This window comes from Thioclava dalianensis (assembly GCF_000715505.1).
Classification (GTDB): domain Bacteria; phylum Pseudomonadota; class Alphaproteobacteria; order Rhodobacterales; family Rhodobacteraceae; genus Thioclava; species Thioclava dalianensis.
The window spans coordinates 63,557-83,241 of the sequence record NZ_JHEH01000004.1 but is presented as its reverse complement, the minus strand read 5'-3'; the positions used below and the strand labels follow the sequence as shown (position 1 = coordinate 83,241).

The following is a 19,685-nucleotide window of genomic DNA, read 5'->3' as shown; positions in this document are numbered from 1 at the left end:
CCACCCTGCCGCCGATCATCGGGGACGGAAGCCCCGACCAGCCCCGTAATGCCCCGACTGCGCAACGAAAGGAGGCTTTATGCCTTAAGGGGGGCGGAGACATTGCGCTATCGGCGCGGGCGCCTCGGGCAGCGGAACCGCCGGGCCTATGCCGATACTACCACGCAGGCTTTGCAGGGAAGCGTCATCTCTCTTGGAGAAGTGGCCACGCGAGTCCTTTCGGAAACCTCACGCTGCGCCCATGTTCAACTGGTCCAGCGCGGCTTTGAGCGAGGCCGCCTGCATCGCCTCATAGAGCGCGAATTCATCCGAAACCGGCTTGCCAAGGGCCGCTTCAAAATCTGAGCGGTTTGATGCGGCCTGCGCATCGCTACGGGCTTCGTCGCCAAGGTTGGACTGGAAGATCCCCGCCGCACTGACGGGCAGGAAATCTTCATAGATGATCGGGCTGAGCGTCAGCGCGCCCGCATCGAGCAGCGCTGGCAGATCCGCGCCAGCCGCCGCCCCCTCGCCGACGCCATATTTGAAATAGGCAAGCCCCTGATCATGCAAGTCGCGCCAGCGATCGGGGAAAGCCTCAAAGACCGCTTCGAGCTTTGCCACATAGTCTGCCGCGTTTGACCCGTCGGCTGCGGGCAGGATCTCTGCCCGGACCTCCGCCAGCAAACGGTCGTAGAGCGCCCGGCCCTTGGGCGTGAGCGCCACGCCGCGTTGTTCGATCTCGCCGAACCGCGCGGTGTGCTGGCCCTCATGCCATCCGCCCTCCACGGGGAAGCGGATCGCCTCGTTCAGGGCCTTGAACGCGGTCTGCCGCAGCAGGATCGGACAGGCACGGCGCGGCGGGCCTTCGACAACGGCTTTGGCGGGCAGGCCTTGGGCCACCATCTCGGCCTGGGCTGCATCGATATCCAACGTGCGGGGCGTCAGGTGGTTGATATGCGGGCCCTTGAAAGAGACCACGTCAGCGATCAGTCTGTGTGCCCCGATCAACTCTTCGAACGTCTTGTCATCGACACAGGCCTCCGGATGCCAGCGGAAGGTTTCCAGCACCTCAGCCACGAAACGTTTGGCATCCTCGGCGGTCAGCCCACCTTCGGCCTCGGCCTTTTCGGTCAGGGAAATCGCGCCTTCGGTGAAGATCCGGCGGCGCGCAAGCGTGGCGGCGGCTGTCTCACGCAGCGCCGCATCCGCGATCAGCTCCAGCCGCAAAAGCGAGGTGAAGACGCGAAACGGGTTCTCGGCCAAGGCATCCCGCCCGATGGGGCGAAAGGCGGTGGAGTGGACGGGCACGGAGGCGACCGACAGATCGTAATAGCCCACAGGCTCCATCCCCATCACGGCAAAGACGCGCCCCATCATCGCAAGCTCGTCCGCGGTACCCAGCCGGATCGCGCCGTGACGCTCCGCGCTGATCCGGTTCGTATCCTCGCCGGGCGTCAGCGCCAACGCGCCCGCGTCGCGCTGCAGAACACCCGCATTCACGGCTTCCACGATCTCGACAAGCGTGCCATAGGCGGGCACTTCCTTGCGGTACATCTCGGACATTGCGGCCGAGAAATCGGCTCGGATCTGGCTGGGAGATACGGTCATCGGTTTTGTCCTCTGGCGTCTAGATACGCCCGTTCGTGAGATGGGAGAGAGTGGCCCCGGCCTCATAATAGAGCCCTTTGGCGGCGGCAAAAGGGTCTGATTGCGGGTCTTGGATCGGAAGCGGCAGATCGCCGGTACCAAGGGCCCAAGCGGCGGCGGCGCGGCCAAAGAGCGTGCCCGGGGCGATGCCCCGCCCGCTATAGCCGAAGATCGAGATGCCGCGTTTTCCGCGCCGCTCGATGCGCGGCAGATGGGTGCCCGTCATTGCAATGCGCCCGGTCCAGTCCTGCTCGAACGGGATGCCCGCCAGTTGCGGGAACAGTTTGGCCAGCTTGCGGGCGGCCCATCGGCGATGAAGCGCCCGGCCTAGACCCTCGAGATTGCCGAGCGCGCCAAAGATCATCCGCCCCGCCTGATCGAGACGGAACGAGGACATGATCATCGCCGTGTCCCAGCAGCCCTCGCCGCCGACGAGAATGCTGTGCCGCAGCTCATCTGGAAGCGGCGCGGTCGCCAATTGGAAGAAATGCGCGGGGGTGATCGCATTCGTGGCGCCTGCGTTCACACCATAAGCATTGGTCGCCTGAATGAGCTGCCCCGCACGCACCTCGCCTTGCGCGGTTCGGATGGTCCAGCCCTGTGCAGTTTCCGTCATGGTCAGGGCGGCGGTCTCTTCGAAGATCTGCGCACCCTGAGCCTCTGCCGCGCGGGCCAGCCCCTGAACATAGGCCAAGGGCTGGATCGTACCCGCCCGCCCGTCCCAGAGTGCGCCGCAATAGGCCGTACTCCCCGTGCGCCGCGCAGTCTCTGCGGCATCCAGCAGCTTGACCGGCGCACCGCGCGCCTCTTGCTGGGCAAAGCGGTTTTCGAGATCGCGCAGGCCCGCCGGTGAATGGGCGCAATGCAGCGTGCCTTTGCGGGTCGCCTCGCAGCGGATCTGATGTGTCTCGATCAGCTCGAACACCACCGAAGGCCCAGTGGCGAGCAGCGCGTTCAGGCCTCCGCCCGTCGTCTTTCCGATGGTCTTTTCCACCTCATCGGGCGGCGTCCAGAGCCCGGCATTGACGAGGCCCACATTGCGCCCCGAGCCGCCAAAGCCGATGGTCCGCGCCTCCAGCAGCGCGACCGACGCGCCCCCGGCCGCCAGATGATAGGCCGCCGAAACCCCGGTGAACCCGCCGCCGATCACCGCGACATCGACGGTGATCGCCGCGTTCAGGGGCGCGTAGTCGGTCCGGTCGGGGGCCGTGTCGGACCACAGGCTGTCGAGGCGCAGCGCGGGTGTCATATCTCGAAGGAAATGCCTTGGGCGAGCGGCAGCGCGCGCGAGTAGTTCACCGTGCTGGTCTGGCGGCGCATATAAGCACGCCATGCATCCGAGCCGCTTTCGCGCCCGCCGCCGGTCTCCTTCTCGCCGCCGAAAGCCCCGCCGATTTCCGCGCCCGAGGGCCCGATATTGACATTGGCGATGCCGCAATCCGAGCCTTGCGCCGAGAGGAAATGCTCGGTCTCGCGCAGATCGGTCGAGAAGATGCAGGACGACAGCCCCTGCGGCACCGCGTTCTGCATCGCGATGGCCGCGTCGAGATCGGTGTATTTCACGACATAGAGGATCGGCGCGAAGGTCTCGGTGTGTACGATGGCGCTTTGCTCGGGCATCTCGACAATCGCAGGGGCTACATAGGCCGCATCCGGGTACTGATCGGTCAAGGCCCGGCCACCGCCATAGACGGTGCCACCCTCGGCCTTTGCCTGCTCCAGCGCCTGTTCCATCGCCGTCAGGGCGCCTGCGTCGATCAGCGGGCCGACGAGGGTGCCATCCGCCAGCGGGCTGCCGATCGAAAGCCCTGCGTACACTTTGATCAGGCGCGGGATCAGCTGGTCGTAGATGTCCGCGTGAACAATCAGACGGCGCAGCGAGGTGCAGCGTTGACCCGCCGTGCCGACGGCGGAAAAAACAATCGCGCGCACGGCCATTTCCAGATCCGCCGAGGGGGCCACGATCATCGCGTTGTTCCCACCCAGCTCGAGGATCGTCTTGCCCAGACGTTTGGACATATCCGCGGCAACCGCCTTGCCCATCGGCACAGAGCCGGTGGCCGAGATCAGCGCCACGTCACGCGAGGCGGTCAGCACCTCGCCCAGATCCCGCTCACCGATCAGCGTCTGGATCAGGCCCTCGGGCGCATCCTCACCGAAAGTCGCCATCGCGCGCTCGCAGATTTTCTGGATCGCGAGTTGGGTCAGCGGTGTCTTCTCGGAGGGCTTCGCGATCACCGGATCGCCGCAGACCAGCGCCAGCGCGGCATTCCAGCACCACGGCGCTGCTGGGAAATTGAAGGCGGTGATGATGCCGCAGACCCCGATGGGATGCCATGTTTCGCGCATCGAATGCCCCGGACGCTCAGAGGCGATGGTCAGACCGTAGAGCTGCCGCGACAGGCCGACCGCGAAGTCGCAAATGTCGATCATCTCCTGCACTTCGCCCAGCCCCTCTTGGTAGATCTTGCCGCATTCCAGCGACACGAGGCGGCCAAGGTTTTCTTTTTCGCGCCGCAGTTCTTCGCCCAAGAGGCGCACCAACTCGCCCCGGCGCGGCGCGGGCACCTTGCGCCAAGCGTTGAAGGCCTGAACGCCCGTGGCAATTGCGGCTTCGGCATCAGCAACCGAATGCGTCGGCACCTGCGCGATTTCGCTGCCATCCACAGGGGTGGTCACACAAAGCGTGCCGCCTGTGGTGTCTGCTGCACTCAGGCTGCAGGCGTCGAGAATGTCTTGGTATTTCATAAGGCTGTCCTCTGGTTCAAGCTCAGGCCTTGGACGGCCCGGTTCGGGCGCGCGCAGCCCTCGTCAAAATCGGCGCACGCATATGCGTCGGAAAGTCGGGGGGCGCCGGTTCTAAATGCCAAAACATCATGCCCGGAGGCGCGCAGACGCGCGGCCTCTTGCGAGATCGCGACGATCTCTGACAGTGTCATTGCGTCGATTCCACCCGCGTTTCTCTGCATCATGGGCTCCCGTTGCAGGCCGAGTTTGACATGCTGTTCGGTCATATGAGAAACGCAATTATCGCATTACTCATGCAAAAGGCTCATACCTATGCCGCATCCAAAGCGCTTTTTGCCGCCGATGACAGCGCTCCGTGCTTTGGAATCCTTCGAGCGGACGGGCAGCGTCACGCAAACCGGTCTGGAGCTCGGCGTGTCGCAAAGCGCGGTGAGCCGTCAGCTCAGAGTCTTGGAGGACCACCTCGACACACCGCTTTTCACGCGCGACAGGAAGACCATCCGGCTTTCGCTGGCCGCGCGCGATTACTGCACACAGGTCAGGGCCGCGCTGGAGCAGATCGGAACGGCCAGCCTGCGCCTGAAGGCCAATCCGCGCGGCGGGCAGCTGAATATCGCGATGCTCCCGGCTTTTGGGGTACGCTGGCTGGCCCCGAGACTGCCAGACTTCGTGGAACGTCATCCCGAATTTACCGTGAACCTCAGCACCCGGCTAAAACCTTTCGACTTCGCGTCTGAGCCTTTTCACGGCGCGATCCATTTTGGCCAACGGGATTGGTCCGATGTCGCCTATCAAGAGCTCATGCGGGAATATGTCGTGCCCGTGGCATCGCCGAAAGTCGCGCACACCCTGCGGGGCAGCACCCTGAGCGATCTGTTTTCGCTGCCGCTCCTGCATCTCGATACACGCCCGGATGCGTGGGAGAAATGGGCGCAGGCACTCGGAAAAGACATCGAATGCCCCGTTGGAATGCTCTTTGACCAGTTCGCATCGATGATCCAGGCGGCCATTCATGGCATGGGGGCTGCGCTTTTGCCGACCTATCTGGTCGAGAACGAGTTGGAGGATGGCCGATTGGTGGCGCTCTGGCCGGAAAGCGAAACCAGCATCGGAGCTTACTATTTCGTCTGGCCGATCGATGAGCCGAATTATCAACCACGCGATTTGTTCGTGGACTGGTTGAGACAGGTCAAAGGCGGCACGGTCCCGCACACGTTCGCGCATCAGACCGGCCCATCGACCTGATACGCCTTATGAGGCAGATATCTCCGGCTTGCATATGCAGAAGCGCCTGCCGGGGCAGAGCCACACAGCGCCCCCTGTCATGATCGCCATAAACTTCAGGTGCGCGAGATCGGGGAAGGACAGTGACCGGCGCCCCAGCACCTGAAGAATATCAGTCAGAGGATTCGCGCAAAATTTGGACGACTGCGATAGATCCAAAGCCTCCATGAGTGATGTGATCCTCCGCGGAGCACCTTTCGGCATCGCCGCCCCGATCACGAACATCCGTTAGCGGCGATCCCACACCGGGTCGCAAGCCCCTCCGAGCCTCATCTTGGAGACAACCGCCGCCCCAAGGGGCAGCGGTTGAGTTGGTGCCCCAGCCCTTCAGGCCCCCAGCATCCCATGCGGATCAAGCAGGAATTTCTGCGCAACGCCGCTGTCGAAGCTCTTGTAGCCCTCCGCCGCTTGGTCGAGCGGACTGATCGTGGCATTCACGATTATTGCTCATATGCGTCTCCTCCATAGATCTTGCACGGGCGAGGCCCGCATGACGGCATAGCGCAAAAATGGCCTCATACACGGGATGCTAAGCGTGGCAGGTCGCCTCACAGGCCGAGAAGCGACTTGGCGGCAGACGCGCAAATCTTTGCAGAGGTTCATCTTGTTACCCCAGCGGGGACAACTGGACAAATTTTCCCGGATTAAAACATTGATATTAAACGAAAAAACAACACCTAGGCACATGAGAGAGGAAGCGTAAGCTTTCGCGAAGGCAAACGCGGGCGAGGTGCTCTACGACACCTCGCTTGTGCAAAAATCTGAAGAAACCAATATCTTGCTTTGGAGAATGGTGCCGGCGGAGAGACTCGAACTCCCGACCCCCTGATTACAAATCAGACGCTCTACCAACTGAGCTACGCCGGCACGAGTCTCGCAATACCGCGAGCGGGGCGAGCGCGCAAGACTGTGCTCAGCCGCTTTTTCCCAGATTTGCGCGCGCCAGCACAAGAACCGCAAGCAGCCCAACCAATGACACCAGAAGTGCGGCCGGAGAGGCCTCACCCAGCCGCTCAAGACTGGCTTTTTCCTGCACGCGGGTGGCCAGCGTCTCGTAGTTGAACGGGCGCAGCAAGAGCGTGGCGGGCAATTCCTTGACGCAATCGACAAAGACCAAAAGCAGCGCCGAGCCGATCGAGCCGCGCATCAACGGCAGGTAGACCGCGCGCAAAACGCCGCCCGCCCCACGCCCGAGGCTGCGCGCGGCCATCGGCAGCGAGGGCGGCACGCGCCCAAAGGCGGCATCGGTCGCGCCCTGCGCAATCGCGAAGAACCGCACCACATAGGCCAGCACGATGGCTGCGGCAGAGCCGGTCAACAACAGGCCCGGATCACGCCCGCTCAGCGCAAGCACGGTATCGGCCAGCGCATGATCGAACACGGCCAGCGGGATCAGGATGCCCACCGCCAGCACCGCGCCCGGTGCGGCATAGCCCAGCGTCGTGAACGGCAGCAGGCGCGCGGGCAGCGCTCGGCCCGTCATACGTACGCCGTAGACCATGAACAGCGCCATGCCGACTGTCAGCAGCGCCGCTGCACCTCCCGTTGTCAGCGTGTGCCACAGCGCCAGACCAAGACCACGCCCGAACCATGCCTGCGGATTGTCGAGCGCATGGCCTGCCATCACCGCCACCGGCAGCACAAATCCAAAGGCGACCGGGAGGGCACACAGCGCGCAGGCCAGCCACCCCGCCCCGCCGCGCAAGCTCACCGGCATCACAGGGCGCGATTGTCGCGCGCTCTGGAAATAGCGGGCCTTGCGGCGCGAGGCTTTCTCAAGGGCAAAGAGCGCAAAGACCACCGCAAGGATCAACAGCGCCAGTTGGGCCGCGCCCCCGGCATTGCCGCCCTCAAGCCACGTGGCAAAGATGCCCGTGGTCAGCGTCTGCACGCCAAAATGCGCGACCACACCGTAATCGGCCACCGTCTCCATCATGGCAATCGCAGCGCCGGCCGCGATGGCGGGCCGTGCCAGCGGCAGGCCGACGCGCCAGAACAGCGCAAACGGCCCGGCGCCGAGGGCGCGGGCGACCTCGTAGCTCGCGCCCGATTGCTCACGCAGCCCCGCGCGGGAGATCAGGTACGTGTAGGGATAAAGCGCGCCTGCAAGCACCACGATGGCCGCCTCGCGCGAGCGGATCTCGGGAAACCAGTAATCGCGCGCCGAGGCCCAACCGAACGCGCCGCGCAGCGCGGTCTGCACGGGGCCGGAATAGTCGAGAAAATCGGTGAGCGCATAGGCGCCGACATAGGCCGGAATTGCCAGCGGAAACAGCAACAGCCATTGCAGCACCCGCCGCCCCGGAAAGCGGTACATCACGACGAGCCACGCAGCCCCCGCCCCGATAGCGGCACTGAGCACGCCTACCCCAAGGCTCAGGATTGCGGTGTTGGACAGGTAGCGCGGCAAAGTGGTGGCGATCAGATGCGGCCAGATATTCTCACGCGGATCCAGCGCCATCACGACCACCGCCAGCAGCGGTGCGAGCACCAAAGCCGCGATCGCCAGCGCACCTGCCGACCAGATGCCACCAGAGCCGCGCAGGCCCGAACGGATCTGGCCGCGATGCGGGCCGGGCTGCCGGGCGGAGCGGCTGGCGAGTGCCTGAGTGGTTTTGTCGGGCTTCATGCCAGCCCCATACCCTGAAACGCATTTGCCTGTCCAGATTTACGGGGCTAAAGTGAGCCGCAAATACAGAAGGTCTCAAAAAGGCCGCTGACGCATTTGAGGCAGAATATATGAAAGTCGTTTTCCATCTGGGCGCACATTCGACCGATGAAGACCGCCTCGTGCGGGTATTGGCGAATAACCCCAAGATCATGGATCGATACGGCATCGCGGTTCCACCGCCGCAGAAATACCGCATGGTACTGCGCGATGCGCTGGTGAACCTGCATGGCGAACCGGCGGGCCAGGATATTCAGGATGCGATCATCGAAGCCTGTTCGGATGCCGAAGAGGTCAACCGGCTGATCTTCAGCCACGAGTTCTTCCTGTGCATCCCCGAGCGCGTGATCACCCGGCGCGGATTCTACACGATGGCGGGCAGCAAGCTGGGGCCGCTGGCCAATCTGTTCCCGCAAAGCGAAACCGAGTTTCACATGGCGTTGATCAACCCCGCCACGTTGATCCCGCAACTTGCCACCCGCATGCCCAAGCGCAGCTACGAAGAGCTGATGGCAGAGAACGACCCGCGCGATCTGCGCTGGGAAACCGTGGTGCGCGAGATGCGTCAGGCCGCGCAAGGCCGCAGGCTGGTGATCTGGTGCAATGAGGACGTGCCGCTGATCTGGCCCGAGGTGCTGCGCGCGGTCTCAGGCGTGCCTGAAGAACAAGGGCTGATGGGCGACATGCAGGTCCTCGATCAGATCATGTTGCCCGAAGGCCGCAGCCGTCTGCGTGCTTATCTCAAGAGCCATCCGGCGAAATCGATCCTGCAGCGGCGCAAGATCATGACGGCCTTTCTCGACAAGTTCGTCAAGCCCGACGAGATCATGCTCGACGCGCCCCTGCCCGGCTGGGATGAGAAGCTGGTGGCCGAAATCACCGAGCAATATGACGCCGATGTCGCCGCAATCGCGCAGCTTCCCGGCGTCGAGTTCATCGCCCCCTGATCACGCCCCTTAGGGCGCGTGACCAAGGCGCAAGCGCTCAGCCCATGCCAAGCGCAGATTTGTAAAGATCGAGGATGGCTTCTTCCTCGGCCAGATCGTCCTTGTCGCGCTTGCGCATCGCGACGATCTTCTTGAGCACCTTGGTGTCATAACCGCGCGCCTTGGCTTCGGACATGATGTCCTTTTGCTGCTCGGCAATGTCTTTTTTCTCGGCCTCAAGGCTTTCGAACTGTTCGATGAATTGACGCAGCTCGTCGGCGGCGACGTTATAGGCGGCATCGCTGGGCATGGCACTCTCCTGCTCTGATCGAGGCTCTGACTAGCCCGCCGCGCGAGCCACATCAAGAGGGCTGCACGCCTTTCGCTTGCCACATCGGCGTCCAGCCGCTAGGGCAGTGGCGCGATGACGGGAGAATGCCATGGACTATCTGATCTGGACAGGCGCGGTGGTGTCGGTGCTCGGCTTGGCCGGGATCTTCTACTGCATCCTGACGGTGGCCCGCGCCAAGCGCGCAGGCCTTGACGACGCGGCCCTGCGCGCACGTCTGCAGCGCGTGGTGGTGGTCAATATGGCGGCGCTGTTTATCTCGGTGATCGGCCTGATGATGGTCGTGGTCGGCATTTTCCTGAAGTAATTTCGGGCATTAGCCCTCATCGAGATCGGCAAAACGCTTGCCGTTTCGGATCAGCACATCCCACAGCGTCACAGGGTCAGGGGCCCCCTCCGCCACCAGCGCCCGAAGCCGCTTGCGCGTGGCCAGCAGCCCTGCCTCATCCGCGGCAAACATCGGCCCGCCCAACTCTTTGGGGTAGTCGAGCGCGCGGATCAGGGCGAGATCAATATCGCTCGCGCGGAAGGCCTGCCCGTTTTGCAAAAGCGTCGCACCAACATTGGCCAGCTCTGCATGGACTCGCGCAAGAAACTCGGCGGCTCCGATCCGGCGCGCCACGCGCCCGGCCTCGGTGCGCAGCGGCGCAAGCCAGCTATCCGCCCCCTCTTGCGCATCATAGATGCGCAGCCCCGCCTCGGCGATTGTCGCAAGCAGCAGATCAGGCTTGTGCCCCGCCCGGCGCGTCCGCTCCAGCATCGATGCCGCACCCAGCTCATCAACGAGGCGCATCGGCGACTGCGTGAAACCCGCCTCCTCCATGATCACGTCCATCTCGGCCACAGACAGCCCCGCCAGCAGGCAACGATTGACCGCAGCAAGCGCGCCCACGATCACATGCTCATAGATCCCGGCACGCCCCGGGCCACCCCGAAGCACCGTGGCACCGGCCTGACGCAGCACGGCAGCGATATCGTAGAGCGTGTCCGCGTCGAGATCGGGGCCGGGCACCAGCTCAACCAGACCGGGATTAGAGATCAGCGTGACCTCGCGCCCCTCAGGCCGCGCCGGACCCTCCGCCTCGCGCAGCACCACATCGGCTTGGGGCAGCGCGCCGTCCACATCCCGCGCAATGATCAGCGCCGCACCCGTGAGCCCCGACAGATCGAGCGCCGCGCCAAGCCGCGCCCAATCGGCATCGCGTTGGGCCACCTCAAGCGTGCCGCTTTGCACCGCCCGTTCCTGACTGCGCGCGATCGACGAGAAAGCCTCTTCGATCTGGGCTGCATCGCTCGCGCCGAACACCACCTCATGGCCCGCCGCAAGCAGGCGTGCGGCCAAGGACGGGCGCTGGTTCCACAGCCCAATCCGGCGCGCGGGCGCGGCCTGAACCGGTTCCCCCGGCAATCGGGCCGCAGCACGGCGGGCGCGATGGGCATGACAGAGCGCCCGCGACAGCGGCGCGGCACGCAGATCGTCAAAGGCCACCGCCTCGAAAGCGAGTGCCTCCTCAAGTGGCAACAAAAGCGCCGCCTCCACGACCTCGACTGCGCGCCGGGCGACACTGTCGGGCCAATCCTCGGCCAAAGCCGCCTTCGGCCCCGTCAAAGCCGCCAGATAGGCCGCCGGATCGTCAAGCGCGCCATCATCGCGCGGCACCCCGTCCTCGATCAGAATATCAAGCGCCGCCGTCGCATATTCGGGGGCGATATCCGAGATCACCAGATCGCACAGCCCCATCGCATGACCCGCTTCGGCACCAATCTCTTCGGGCGACGCCATGAGAGTGAGCGCCGCCGCCCCGCCCTGGCGTCGGGCCAGCCGCACGAAACCGCCCGCCGCAGGCAGCACACCAAGCGTGCCTTCGGGCGCGGCAAAGACCGTGTCCTCCGAGGCAATCCGCAGCGCCGCCGCTTGCGCGATGGCCATTGCCCCGCTTTGAACACGCCCCGAAAGAAGCGCCAGCACCGGGATCTCGACCGCCGCAACCGCCGCGCTCAACGCGCTAAGATCGGGGGCGTTGTCATCATGGTCGTAGTCGGCCAGCGGATCGGATGCGCAGGGCCAACCATGCGCATCGCCTTGCAAGACGATCCCGCGCACCTCCGGCGAGCTTGCCACAAGACTGAGGGCATTTTGCAATGAGGCGCGCAATTGCGGGTCAAACCCCGCAGGCGCGCCATCCGCATCGCGCGCAGGCAGGGTCAGCCATGCCAACCCGTCATGGCGTCCGATTTTCACACGTCTTGCCATCGCCCCTATCGCCCAGTGTCCGTCTGCCTTGCCTTGCCCCACTTTAGGGTCAACGCGCTGCAAAACAAGGGGAAAACCCGGCGGCGCTTGCAAGATGCAAAGCCTATGAGCCAAAGTTGGCCGGACGTTCAGCCCCATTCAGGGCTCCTCAGGTGCCGGTGCGCAACGCGGGCAGGTCTTCCTCTGGGTCTGGCGTGCCGTAGATATCGAGATCGGCTGCAGGCAGTGGCGCATCGAAGGACAGATCGAGCGGTTCGGGCTCTGCGTCAAACGTATTGGACGGCAGATCGAGCGGCTCAGGCGCCAGATCGAAGGGCCCATCTCTCAGCCCGTCCATGGGATCAGGCGCGGCAAACGGGCTCTCGCCTGCCGATAGCGCGGGCAGCGATGGCTCTTCGGGGGGGCTTGCGGCGTCCTCCGCCCCGGTCAGACGCAGCGCGCGATTGCCCCGGCTTTGCCCAAGCCGCGCATGGGACAGCTTGCGCCGCCCCTTCGCTTCAATCGTGATCCGCTCCAGCGCGTCTTCGGGGATCGGCAATTCCGTCCCCGGCGCGAAATTCAGCACCGCCGAGAGCGGCAGGGTCACGCGGCGCAACACCGCCTCAAGCTCAGCAGACGTGCTCATCACCGCATGCTCCAGCCGGTCCGCCCAAGCGGTCGCATCGCTTGCCACCTCAGCCTCTGACGGCGGGCCGGTCCCGGCGCCGGGCGCGCGCTGCTGAAGATGCGCGCCGCGCCCCGATTGCGGCACCGCCATCAGGAACCCGCCCTTGCGCTCGCCGCCCATCCCAAGCGCCAGTTCTGCCGTCCAGACGCGGAAGGTCACATCCTCAAGCAATAGGCCCAAAGGGCGCGGATCATCGAGATGCGACGCGTAGCGATAGCCGCCCGCCCAGGCAATCGCGGGGTGGCAGATCAGCGCCGCCTCGATCGAGCCGAGCACCGCATCAATATAGTCCGCCGCCATCGCCGCATCGATCCGCGTGGGCTTGCGCGGAGTTGAGAGGCCCTTGGCCAATAGCCCCATCGTCTGCATCTCGATCAGCGCTGACAGCGTCACCGGCGGCAGCGCGATCAGACCGAGCGCCTCACCCGGCCCTTCGATGATGGCCAGAAGGGACAGATCCTCGAGCATCTCGGGCAGATCGGCGAGGTTGCGCCGCGCCTCCTCCAGCACCGAGACCTGGACGGGCAGCGCAAGGCATTCCTGCGCCATCTTGCTCAGCGCGAAGGAAATTGCCCGCTCTGGCGACACAGCGGCGCCATCGACGACGGGTTTCCCCGCGGCGGCCTTTTTGCGCAGCGCAGATGTGTCGTCAGAAGTCATACCCTTCGACCGCCCAAGATTCGTAGACATCCCGGTCAGGATCGCAAAGCTAGGTTTACAATATGTTTAAATCTGCGCGGATCAGTTCGCGCCCACCTCACGACCGCGGCGCAACGGCAGGCTGACGCGAAACGCAGCCCCGCCCTGCCCCGGCAGATAGTCGATCGTGCCGCCCAGATTGGCCATGATCTCGCGGCAGATCGCAAGCCCGAGCCCCGCGCTGCCTGCGCGGCTTTCATCAGTGAGCCGGGCGAATTTCTCGAAGATCAGCTTTTGCGAATGCTTCGCGATCCCCGCGCCATTGTCGATGAAATCGATCTGCACCCGCTTGCCGCGCTTGCGCACCTCGATGCGCAGCACCGGATGCTCAGAATCGCAATATTTCCGTGCATTGGAAATCAGGTTGATGAAAACCTGAACTAGCCGGTCGGTATCGGTGAAGACCGGCATATGTTCGGTCGGGAAATCGCGCTCGATGCGAAAGGCGCGCTCGGGGCGGGTCGAGGAGGCAGATTGCAGCGCCCGATTGAGCAGATCATGCAAATTGACAACCGAGATATTGAGCTGCACGCCACGGTTTTCGAGCACGCTGAGATCCAGCAAATCGTCGAGAAGCCGGGTCAGGCGGCGCGCCTCTTCATGGATGATCTCGGCATATTGGGCGCGCAGCGCATCGGGCAGATCGGGCTCCATCAGGATCTCGGAAAAGGCCCGGATCGAGGTCATCGGCGTGCGCAGCTCATGGCTGATCTGGCTCAGGAAACTGTCCTTTTGCACCGAGAGATCGCGCAGTTTGTCATTGGCGTCGCGCAGCGCGCGGGCGACCCGCGCCAGCTCCTCTGATTTCGCCTCCAGCGTGGCGGAATATTCCTTGGCCTCCGCGGTCTCATCGGCCACCGCGATCAGATCTTGCATGCTCACCGCACTCCCCCCGGTGAGCTGGGCGATCATCGCATGCGCAGTCGCAGCCCCGACCGAACCGGCCAGCTTGCGCTCGAGCCGCGCAATGAAGGGGGAGGTCGTATCGGGGAGAAACCCCTCCTTGCCCTGCGCCGAGGCTTGGGTCTGAAAGAAATGCTGCGCCTCGCGCGCCCCCAAGATCCGCTGGGCCATCGAGAGCAGATCCTCGGCCTCGACGCCGCCTTGCGCCCAAGACCGCGCGGCAGGGCTTTGATCGAAGACATTGACGAAGGCCACGCCCTGCAAGCGCTCCAACGGGCCAGGAAAGCTGAGCATCGAAAAGATCAGGAAGGCGAGAGCGTTGAACAGCAAAGACCAGAACAGCGCGTGCAAGATCGGATCGAGCCCGGCGATGCCAAAGAGCGCATGCGGCCTGAGCCAGCCAATGCCAAACGGTCCCGATTGCAGCACCGATTGCGGCAGCAGCCCGGCATCGCCGACGGAGGGCAGGAACAGCGTATAGGCCCAGATCGCAAAGCCGATCAGCAGCCCCGTCATCGCCCCCACATGGGTCGCCCCGCGCCAGAAAATGCCGCCCAGAAGTGCTGGCAGCACTTGGGCTGCGCCGACAAAGGCAATCAGCCCAATCGCGGCCAGCGCCTCGGAGCCGCCCGACAGCCGGTAATACATATAGCCCATCGAGAGCACGCCGATGATCGAGAGCCTGCGCGAGATCAGCACCAGCCCGCGCACATCGCCCGGCGCGCGCGTCGACGCGCGCCGCAGCGCCAGCCAGAGCGGTGTCACGATATGGTTGCTGACCATCGTGGCCAGTGCAATGGCCGCCACGATCACCATCGAAGTGGCCGAGGAAAACCCGCCAAGAAACGCCAGCAAGGCCAACGTGCCCTGCCCCTGCGAGAGCGGCAGCGTCAGCACAAACAGATCGGGATTGGAGCCCTCGGGCATCAGCTCCAGCCCCATCACGGCAATCGGCACGACAAAGAGGCTCATCAACATCAGATAGCCGGGAAACGCCCAGCTTGCGGTGGCCAGATGGCGCTCATCGACATTCTCGACCACGAGCACCTGAAACATCCGGGGCAGCGTCAGCACTGCCGCCGCCGACACGAAGGTCAGCCCCGCGAACCGACCGGGCTGCAAAGGCCATTCGGCAATCGGAGAGGCATCAATCCGCGCCAGCATATCGACCGGGCCGCCGCCCAAGCCCCAGACCACGAACACCCCCACCGCGATCAGCGCGACCAGCTTGACCACCGCCTCAAGCGCGATTGCGGTGACCACGCCGTGATGGCGCTCATTGGCGTCGAGATTGCGGGTGCCGAAGAGGATCGTGAAAAGCGCCAGCCCGCCTGCGATCCACAGGGCCGTCGCGCCTTGATCGGGCAGCGCCCACCCCTCGGGGCTGCGGGCTGCGAAAGCGTCGAAGCTGAGCGTTACCGATTGCAGTTGCAGCGCGATATAGGGCGTGGCTGCGACCACCGACATCAGCGTGACGATCACGCCAAGCGCATTGGATTTGCCGTAGCGCGACGAGATCAGATCCGCGATCGAGGTGATCCGATGCGTGCGCCCGATCCGCACCAGCTTGCGCAACAGCCACCACCAGCCGACAAAGACCAGCGTGGGGCCAAGATAAATCACCAGAAATTCCAGCCCCGAGCGCGCCGCGTAGCCCACCGCGCCGTAAAAGGTCCAGGCCGTGCAATAGATCGAAAGCGAGAGCGTGTAGATCCACGGGCTGCGCAAGAACCGCAGGCGGCTGCGTCGTGCGCGCCGCTCGGCCATGAAGGCCACCGCGAAGAGCATGATCACATAGGCCAGACAGACCGCGACAAGACTGTTGAACCCCATGCTAGTCAGGCGTCCCAAGCGGGTCGCGCGCGCCCTGCTCGGGCAGCTCCTCGGCATCGAGAACGGGACCAAGCCCGCGCGCGATGGCGAACGCGGCCACAATCAGCGCGATCCAGACGGCGAAGAGATAAATCCCGCCGCGCCCGGTATCGGGGGCGGGCGTCTGCGCGGGCACCCACAGAGCGGGCAGCAAGATCAGCACGACGCCAAGGACCGGCAACAGGCGCGCGGCATCCATCAGGCGGCGCCTGCGATAGGATCTGCGCGCAAGAAACAGCGGCTTGCCCGGTTGCGGCATCAGGCGTGCGCGCGGCACGCCGTGGTGCCACCTCCCGTGATTGCATCAAGCCGCTCAAGCACATCGGCATTGGCGAAAGGTTTGGCGAGGAAGGCCGTGGCGCCCGCGCGCTCGGCGGCCTCGCGGTCCCGCCCCTGCCCCCGCGCGCTCAGCATCAAGACCGGCAGCGCCTGAAGCTGCGAATCGGCGCGAAGATCAGCCAGGATCTCAAGCCCCGAGCGCCCCGGCAGCATCAGATCGAGGATCACCGCATCGGGGGGATCGCCCGCAATCCGCGCAAAGGCCTGCGCCCCGTCATCCAGCACCGAGACCGCCCATCCCGCACGCGTCAGGATGAAGCGGATCGCCTCGGCGATATGCGGCTCATCTTCGATCAACAAAACCCTACGCTGCGTCATCGTAACTCACTCCCCGGGCGCAACTATCAGCCCCGAGCGCGGCTGTGTCAATTTTTTGCGCATGCCAACGGAATGGCCCGCGAATGTCCAGCGGTTGCCTTTCTCTTGCCCCATTTCAACGCAAGATTGAACCGCGCCGGTTGCAAAACCGAGTGGCGCTGAGGACCGGAGGATCCACGACATGCTGAATTTCGACACGCTCGCCCTTGCCATCATCATGATCTGCGGCCTGCGCGAAGTGGTGGTGCGTCTGCGCCGTTCGCCCGCGATGACCGCGCAGGGGGAAAGCCACTCCTGATCTCGCTTTCGCTCACAGGTCGCGTCGCTCAGCCCTTTGCGAGCACGGCCAGATCGGCCACATTCGTCCCTGTCGCGCCGGTGATCAGCAGCGCCCCGCCCGCCTGCAAGGCCCGGTAGGAATCGTTATTTTCCAGCAGCGCCTCAGGGTCGGTGCCAGCCGCACGCATCGCGCGCAGGCTCTCAGGCCCGACCAACCCGCCCGCCGCATCGGTGGGCCCGTCGCGCCCATCGGTGCCGCCCGACAAAAACCGCCAATCGCCCGCAAGCCCCGCCTGCTCGACGCCAAATGCGACGCGCAGCGCCAATTCCTGATTGCGCCCGCCCGCGCCATCGCCGCGCAGCTTGACCGTGGTCTCACCGCCAAAACCCAACACGGTGCCCGAGGGCATCTCCTTGAGCAACGCGACAATGCGCGGCGCAAGATCCGCCACATCTCCCGACAGCGCGAAAGGTGCGGCCTGCGCGCCAGCCTTCATCATCGCCTCGCAAGAAATCCCGTTCGCCCCGATCAGCCGGTTGCGCGCTTGCGGTAAAGTCTGCGTCTCATCGGCGCGCTCCAGACAGCTTTGCACCGGAGCGGGCAGTTGATCCCAGATCCCCAGCTCCCGGCAGAGTGCTGCCCCTTGCGCCCGCGTGCCAATCGGCGCGACCGTGGGGCCAGAGGCGATCACCCGCAGATCATCGCCCGGCACATCCGACAAGATCAGACCCGTGACCGGCGCGGCACTCGCCGCAAGCCAGCCCCCGCCCTTGAGCCGTGAGAGCGATTGGCGGATCAGGTTCATCTGCTCGATATCGGCGCCACAGCCCAAAAGCAGGCGACTGACCTCTGCCTTGTCCGACAGACTCAGCCCCTCTGCTGGCGCCACTGCGAGGGCCGAGCCGCCGCCCGAGATCAGCGCCAGCAAGCGATCTTGCGGCCCGAGCTGCGCGAGATGATCGAGAATCGCGTGCCCCGCCGCTTCACTGCCCGCGCCGGGCACCGGGTGGTCGCCCGCGATCAGCTTGGCCCCGGCGGGGAGCTGCGCCCCGCTGGCATTCTCGGGATTGGTGACGATCAGCGCAGGCGTCTCATCGGGCAGCGCATCCAGCGCCGCGCGCGCCATCGCAAGGGCGGCCTTGCCAAGCGCCACGACATGCCAGCGCCCGCCCGGGCCCGGGCCTTCCTGCTGAACCCAACCCATCGCGCGCGTCACGCCCTGAGCGGGATCAGCCGCCGCAACGCCTGCGTTGAAAATATCGCGCACCTGCGCATCTAGCTTGCTCATCGCGGCCCCCTTCCCGTGTCGCGCCCAGTATCGCTGCCAGATGCGAAGGCGCAAGCCCACGTCAGACCCCATGTCAGACGGGGGTTTTCCGGGCACGCGGCATAGGCTAAAGCCTTGGGCGAAACAGACTTGGAGAGTGAGATGCACGATATCCGCGCAATCCGCGAGAACCCCGAACACTTCGACGCCCAGCTTGCGCGCCGGGGGCTTTCGCCGGTCTCCCCCGAGCTTTTGAAGCTGGACGCCGAGCGCCGGGCCGCAATCCACGCCGCTGAAACCGCGCAGGCCGCGCAAAACGCCGCCTCCAAACAGGTCGGCGCCGCCAAGGCCAAGGGCGACGATGCCGAGTTCGAACGGCTGCGCGCGCTGGTGGGCGAGAAAAAGGCAGAAGTGTCCGCGATGCAGGACCGCGCGGGCGAACTCGACGCTCAGATGCGCGATTTGCTGCTGGGAATCCCGAACCTGCCGCTCGATGACGTGCCCGATGGCGCAGACGAGGACGACAATGTGGAGCAGTCCCGCTGGGGCACGCCGCGCGACTTCTCTTTCGATCCGCTAGAGCATTACGCGCTGCCCGCCGTCGGCGCGGCGATGGATTTCGAGATAGCCGCGAAGCTCTCGGGGGCGCGCTTTGTCGTGCTCAAGGATGGCGTGGCACGGGTTCACCGGGCGCTGGCGCAGTTCATGCTTGATCTGCATGTCGATCAACACGGGCTGAGCGAGACGATCACCCCGGTTCTGGTGCGCGACGAGGCGATGCTGGGCACCGGGCAATTGCCGAAATTCTCCGAGGACAGCTATCAGACCACCAATGGCTGGTGGCTGATCCCGACCGCCGAGGTCACGCTGACCAATTTCGCAGGCGGCGAGATTTTCGAGGGCAGCGAGCTGCCGCGCCGGATGTGCGCGCATACCAATTGCTTCCGCTCCGAGGCAGGCTCGGCTGGCAAGGACACCGCCGGGATGCTGCGTCAGCACCAGTTCGAGAAGGTCGAGATGGTCACCCTGTGCACCCCCGAGACCGCGCTGGACGAGCATGAGCGGATGACCAAATGCGCCGAGGCAGTGCTGGAGGCGCTGGAGCTGCCCTATCGCCGTTTGGTGCTGTGCACCGGCGATATCGGCTTTGGCGCGCAAAAGACCTATGATCTCGAGGTCTGGCTTCCCGGCCAGAACACCTATCGCGAGATTTCCTCGGTCTCGACCTGCGGCACGTTCCAGGCGCGGCGGATGAACGGGCGCTACAAGCCCGAGGCCGGTGGCAAACCCGAGTTTATCGCCACGCTCAACGGCTCGGGCCTTGCGGTGGGGCGCTGCCTGATCGCGGTGCTGGAGAACGGGCAGCAAGAGGACGGATCGGTCACGCTCCCGAAGGTGCTTCACCCCTATCTGGGCGGCAAGACGCGGCTCGTCGATGGAAAGCTGGTCTGACGCCCCACTTATCCACAGGGACTCGGTGTT

The 19,685-nt window shown here is 64.7% G+C and carries 15 protein-coding genes and 1 tRNA gene; 4 read left to right on the top strand and 12 right to left on the bottom strand.

Annotated features, from left to right (window positions below; all coding sequences use genetic code 11):
* Positions 1 to 228 precede the first annotated feature (228 nt).
* From hglS to amaB, 3 genes are read right to left on the bottom strand one after another with little or no spacing between them, the layout of a single operon-like run.
* On the bottom strand, positions 229 to 1,590 hold the full coding sequence (gene hglS / locus DL1_RS04645; protein ID WP_038063175.1) for a 2-oxoadipate dioxygenase/decarboxylase HglS: 1,362 nt from the start codon (positions 1,588 to 1,590) through the stop codon (positions 229 to 231).
* Between the two features lie 19 nt (positions 1,591 to 1,609).
* The gene (locus DL1_RS04640; RefSeq protein WP_038063172.1) at positions 1,610 to 2,878 is read right to left on the bottom strand and encodes an NAD(P)/FAD-dependent oxidoreductase; all 1,269 of its coding nucleotides are present in this window, start codon (positions 2,876 to 2,878) and stop codon (positions 1,610 to 1,612) included.
* A complete protein-coding gene (gene amaB / locus DL1_RS04635; protein WP_038063169.1) occupies positions 2,875 to 4,377 on the bottom strand; it encodes an L-piperidine-6-carboxylate dehydrogenase in 1,503 nt (500 codons plus the stop codon). Before amaB ends, DL1_RS04640 begins: the two co-directional genes overlap by 4 nt.
* A gap of 312 nt (positions 4,378 to 4,689) precedes the next feature.
* On the opposite strand from amaB, the gene DL1_RS04625 reads away from it, so the two are divergent.
* Positions 4,690 to 5,622, top strand: coding sequence for a LysR family transcriptional regulator (locus DL1_RS04625; protein ID WP_051693314.1), 933 nt, complete (start codon positions 4,690 to 4,692; stop codon positions 5,620 to 5,622).
* Between the two features lie 830 nt (positions 5,623 to 6,452).
* Here DL1_RS04625 and DL1_RS04615 read toward each other — a convergent pair.
* Positions 6,453 to 6,528 (bottom strand) — tRNA-Thr (locus DL1_RS04615).
* A gap of 46 nt (positions 6,529 to 6,574) precedes the next feature.
* Entirely contained in the window at positions 6,575 to 8,290 is a 1,716-nt protein-coding gene (locus DL1_RS04610) for an ABC transporter permease (RefSeq protein ID WP_051693313.1), read from the bottom strand.
* Between the two features lie 110 nt (positions 8,291 to 8,400).
* Between DL1_RS04610 and DL1_RS04605 the strand changes: the two genes are divergently transcribed.
* Positions 8,401 to 9,276: a hypothetical protein gene (locus tag DL1_RS04605; RefSeq protein ID WP_038063163.1), complete on the top strand. Its 876-nt coding sequence runs from the start codon at positions 8,401 to 8,403 to the stop codon at positions 9,274 to 9,276.
* Positions 9,277 to 9,313: 37 nt separating this feature from the next.
* On the opposite strand, the gene DL1_RS04600 is transcribed toward DL1_RS04605, so the two are convergent.
* On the bottom strand, positions 9,314 to 9,565 hold the full coding sequence (locus DL1_RS04600) for a DUF2312 domain-containing protein (RefSeq protein WP_038063161.1): 252 nt from the start codon (positions 9,563 to 9,565) through the stop codon (positions 9,314 to 9,316).
* Positions 9,566 to 9,695: 130 nt separating this feature from the next.
* On the opposite strand from DL1_RS04600, the gene DL1_RS04595 reads away from it, so the two are divergent.
* Positions 9,696 to 9,911, top strand: coding sequence for a hypothetical protein (locus DL1_RS04595; protein WP_038063159.1), 216 nt, complete (start codon positions 9,696 to 9,698; stop codon positions 9,909 to 9,911).
* Between the two features lie 9 nt (positions 9,912 to 9,920).
* Here DL1_RS04595 and DL1_RS04590 read toward each other — a convergent pair whose 3' ends face one another.
* The 6 genes from DL1_RS04590 to DL1_RS04565 form a co-directional block, all read right to left on the bottom strand.
* Positions 9,921 to 11,858 (bottom strand): enoyl-CoA hydratase-related protein, encoded by a 1,938-nt coding sequence (locus DL1_RS04590; RefSeq protein ID WP_038063158.1) that lies wholly within the window; start codon positions 11,856 to 11,858, stop codon positions 9,921 to 9,923.
* A gap of 148 nt (positions 11,859 to 12,006) precedes the next feature.
* Positions 12,007 to 13,185 carry a FliM/FliN family flagellar motor C-terminal domain-containing protein gene (locus DL1_RS04585; protein WP_051693312.1) on the bottom strand — a complete coding sequence of 393 codons (1,179 nt, stop codon included), beginning with the start codon at positions 13,183 to 13,185 and terminating at the stop codon, positions 12,007 to 12,009.
* 81 nt (positions 13,186 to 13,266) lie between these two features.
* Positions 13,267 to 15,960, bottom strand: a complete 2,694-nt coding sequence (locus tag DL1_RS04580; protein WP_038063157.1) for an ATP-binding protein — start codon at positions 15,958 to 15,960, stop codon at positions 13,267 to 13,269.
* A 1-nt stretch (position 15,961) separates the two neighbouring features.
* Entirely contained in the window at positions 15,962 to 16,258 is a 297-nt protein-coding gene (locus tag DL1_RS04575) for a hypothetical protein (RefSeq protein ID WP_038063595.1), read from the bottom strand.
* Positions 16,258 to 16,656, bottom strand: coding sequence for a response regulator transcription factor (locus tag DL1_RS04570; RefSeq protein WP_038063155.1), 399 nt, complete (start codon positions 16,654 to 16,656; stop codon positions 16,258 to 16,260). The genes DL1_RS04575 and DL1_RS04570 overlap by 1 nt, the downstream gene beginning before the upstream one ends.
* Before the next feature lie 326 nt (positions 16,657 to 16,982).
* Positions 16,983 to 18,224: a glycerate kinase type-2 family protein gene (locus DL1_RS04565; RefSeq protein ID WP_038063153.1), complete on the bottom strand. Its 1,242-nt coding sequence runs from the start codon at positions 18,222 to 18,224 to the stop codon at positions 16,983 to 16,985.
* A gap of 141 nt (positions 18,225 to 18,365) precedes the next feature.
* On the opposite strand from DL1_RS04565, the gene serS reads away from it, so the two are divergent.
* Complete coding sequence (serS, locus tag DL1_RS04560) at positions 18,366 to 19,655, top strand: serine--tRNA ligase (RefSeq protein WP_038063151.1); 1,290 nt, start codon at positions 18,366 to 18,368, stop codon at positions 19,653 to 19,655.
* Positions 19,656 to 19,685: the final 30 nt, after the last annotated feature.

What these genes read in the sequence shown, in the direction of transcription:
- hglS (WP_038063175.1), bottom strand. Translation starts at nt 1,590, where the DNA reads ATGACCGTATCTCCCAGCCAGATCCGAGCCGATTTCTCGGCCGCAATG.
- DL1_RS04640 (WP_038063172.1), bottom strand. Translation starts at nt 2,878, where the DNA reads ATGACACCCGCGCTGCGCCTCGACAGCCTGTGGTCCGACACGGCCCCC.
- amaB (WP_038063169.1), bottom strand. Translation starts at nt 4,377, where the DNA reads ATGAAATACCAAGACATTCTCGACGCCTGCAGCCTGAGTGCAGCAGAC.
- DL1_RS04625 (WP_051693314.1), top strand. Translation starts at nt 4,690, where the DNA reads ATGCCGCATCCAAAGCGCTTTTTGCCGCCGATGACAGCGCTCCGTGCT.
- DL1_RS04610 (WP_051693313.1), bottom strand. Translation starts at nt 8,290, where the DNA reads ATGAAGCCCGACAAAACCACTCAGGCACTCGCCAGCCGCTCCGCCCGG.
- DL1_RS04605 (WP_038063163.1), top strand. Translation starts at nt 8,401, where the DNA reads ATGAAAGTCGTTTTCCATCTGGGCGCACATTCGACCGATGAAGACCGC.
- DL1_RS04600 (WP_038063161.1), bottom strand. Translation starts at nt 9,565, where the DNA reads ATGCCCAGCGATGCCGCCTATAACGTCGCCGCCGACGAGCTGCGTCAA.
- DL1_RS04595 (WP_038063159.1), top strand. Translation starts at nt 9,696, where the DNA reads ATGGACTATCTGATCTGGACAGGCGCGGTGGTGTCGGTGCTCGGCTTG.
- DL1_RS04590 (WP_038063158.1), bottom strand. Translation starts at nt 11,858, where the DNA reads ATGGCAAGACGTGTGAAAATCGGACGCCATGACGGGTTGGCATGGCTG.
- DL1_RS04585 (WP_051693312.1), bottom strand. Translation starts at nt 13,185, where the DNA reads ATGACTTCTGACGACACATCTGCGCTGCGCAAAAAGGCCGCCGCGGGG.
- DL1_RS04580 (WP_038063157.1), bottom strand. Translation starts at nt 15,960, where the DNA reads ATGGGGTTCAACAGTCTTGTCGCGGTCTGTCTGGCCTATGTGATCATG.
- DL1_RS04575 (WP_038063595.1), bottom strand. Translation starts at nt 16,258, where the DNA reads ATGCCGCAACCGGGCAAGCCGCTGTTTCTTGCGCGCAGATCCTATCGC.
- DL1_RS04570 (WP_038063155.1), bottom strand. Translation starts at nt 16,656, where the DNA reads ATGACGCAGCGTAGGGTTTTGTTGATCGAAGATGAGCCGCATATCGCC.
- DL1_RS04565 (WP_038063153.1), bottom strand. Translation starts at nt 18,224, where the DNA reads ATGAGCAAGCTAGATGCGCAGGTGCGCGATATTTTCAACGCAGGCGTT.
- serS (WP_038063151.1), top strand. Translation starts at nt 18,366, where the DNA reads ATGCACGATATCCGCGCAATCCGCGAGAACCCCGAACACTTCGACGCC.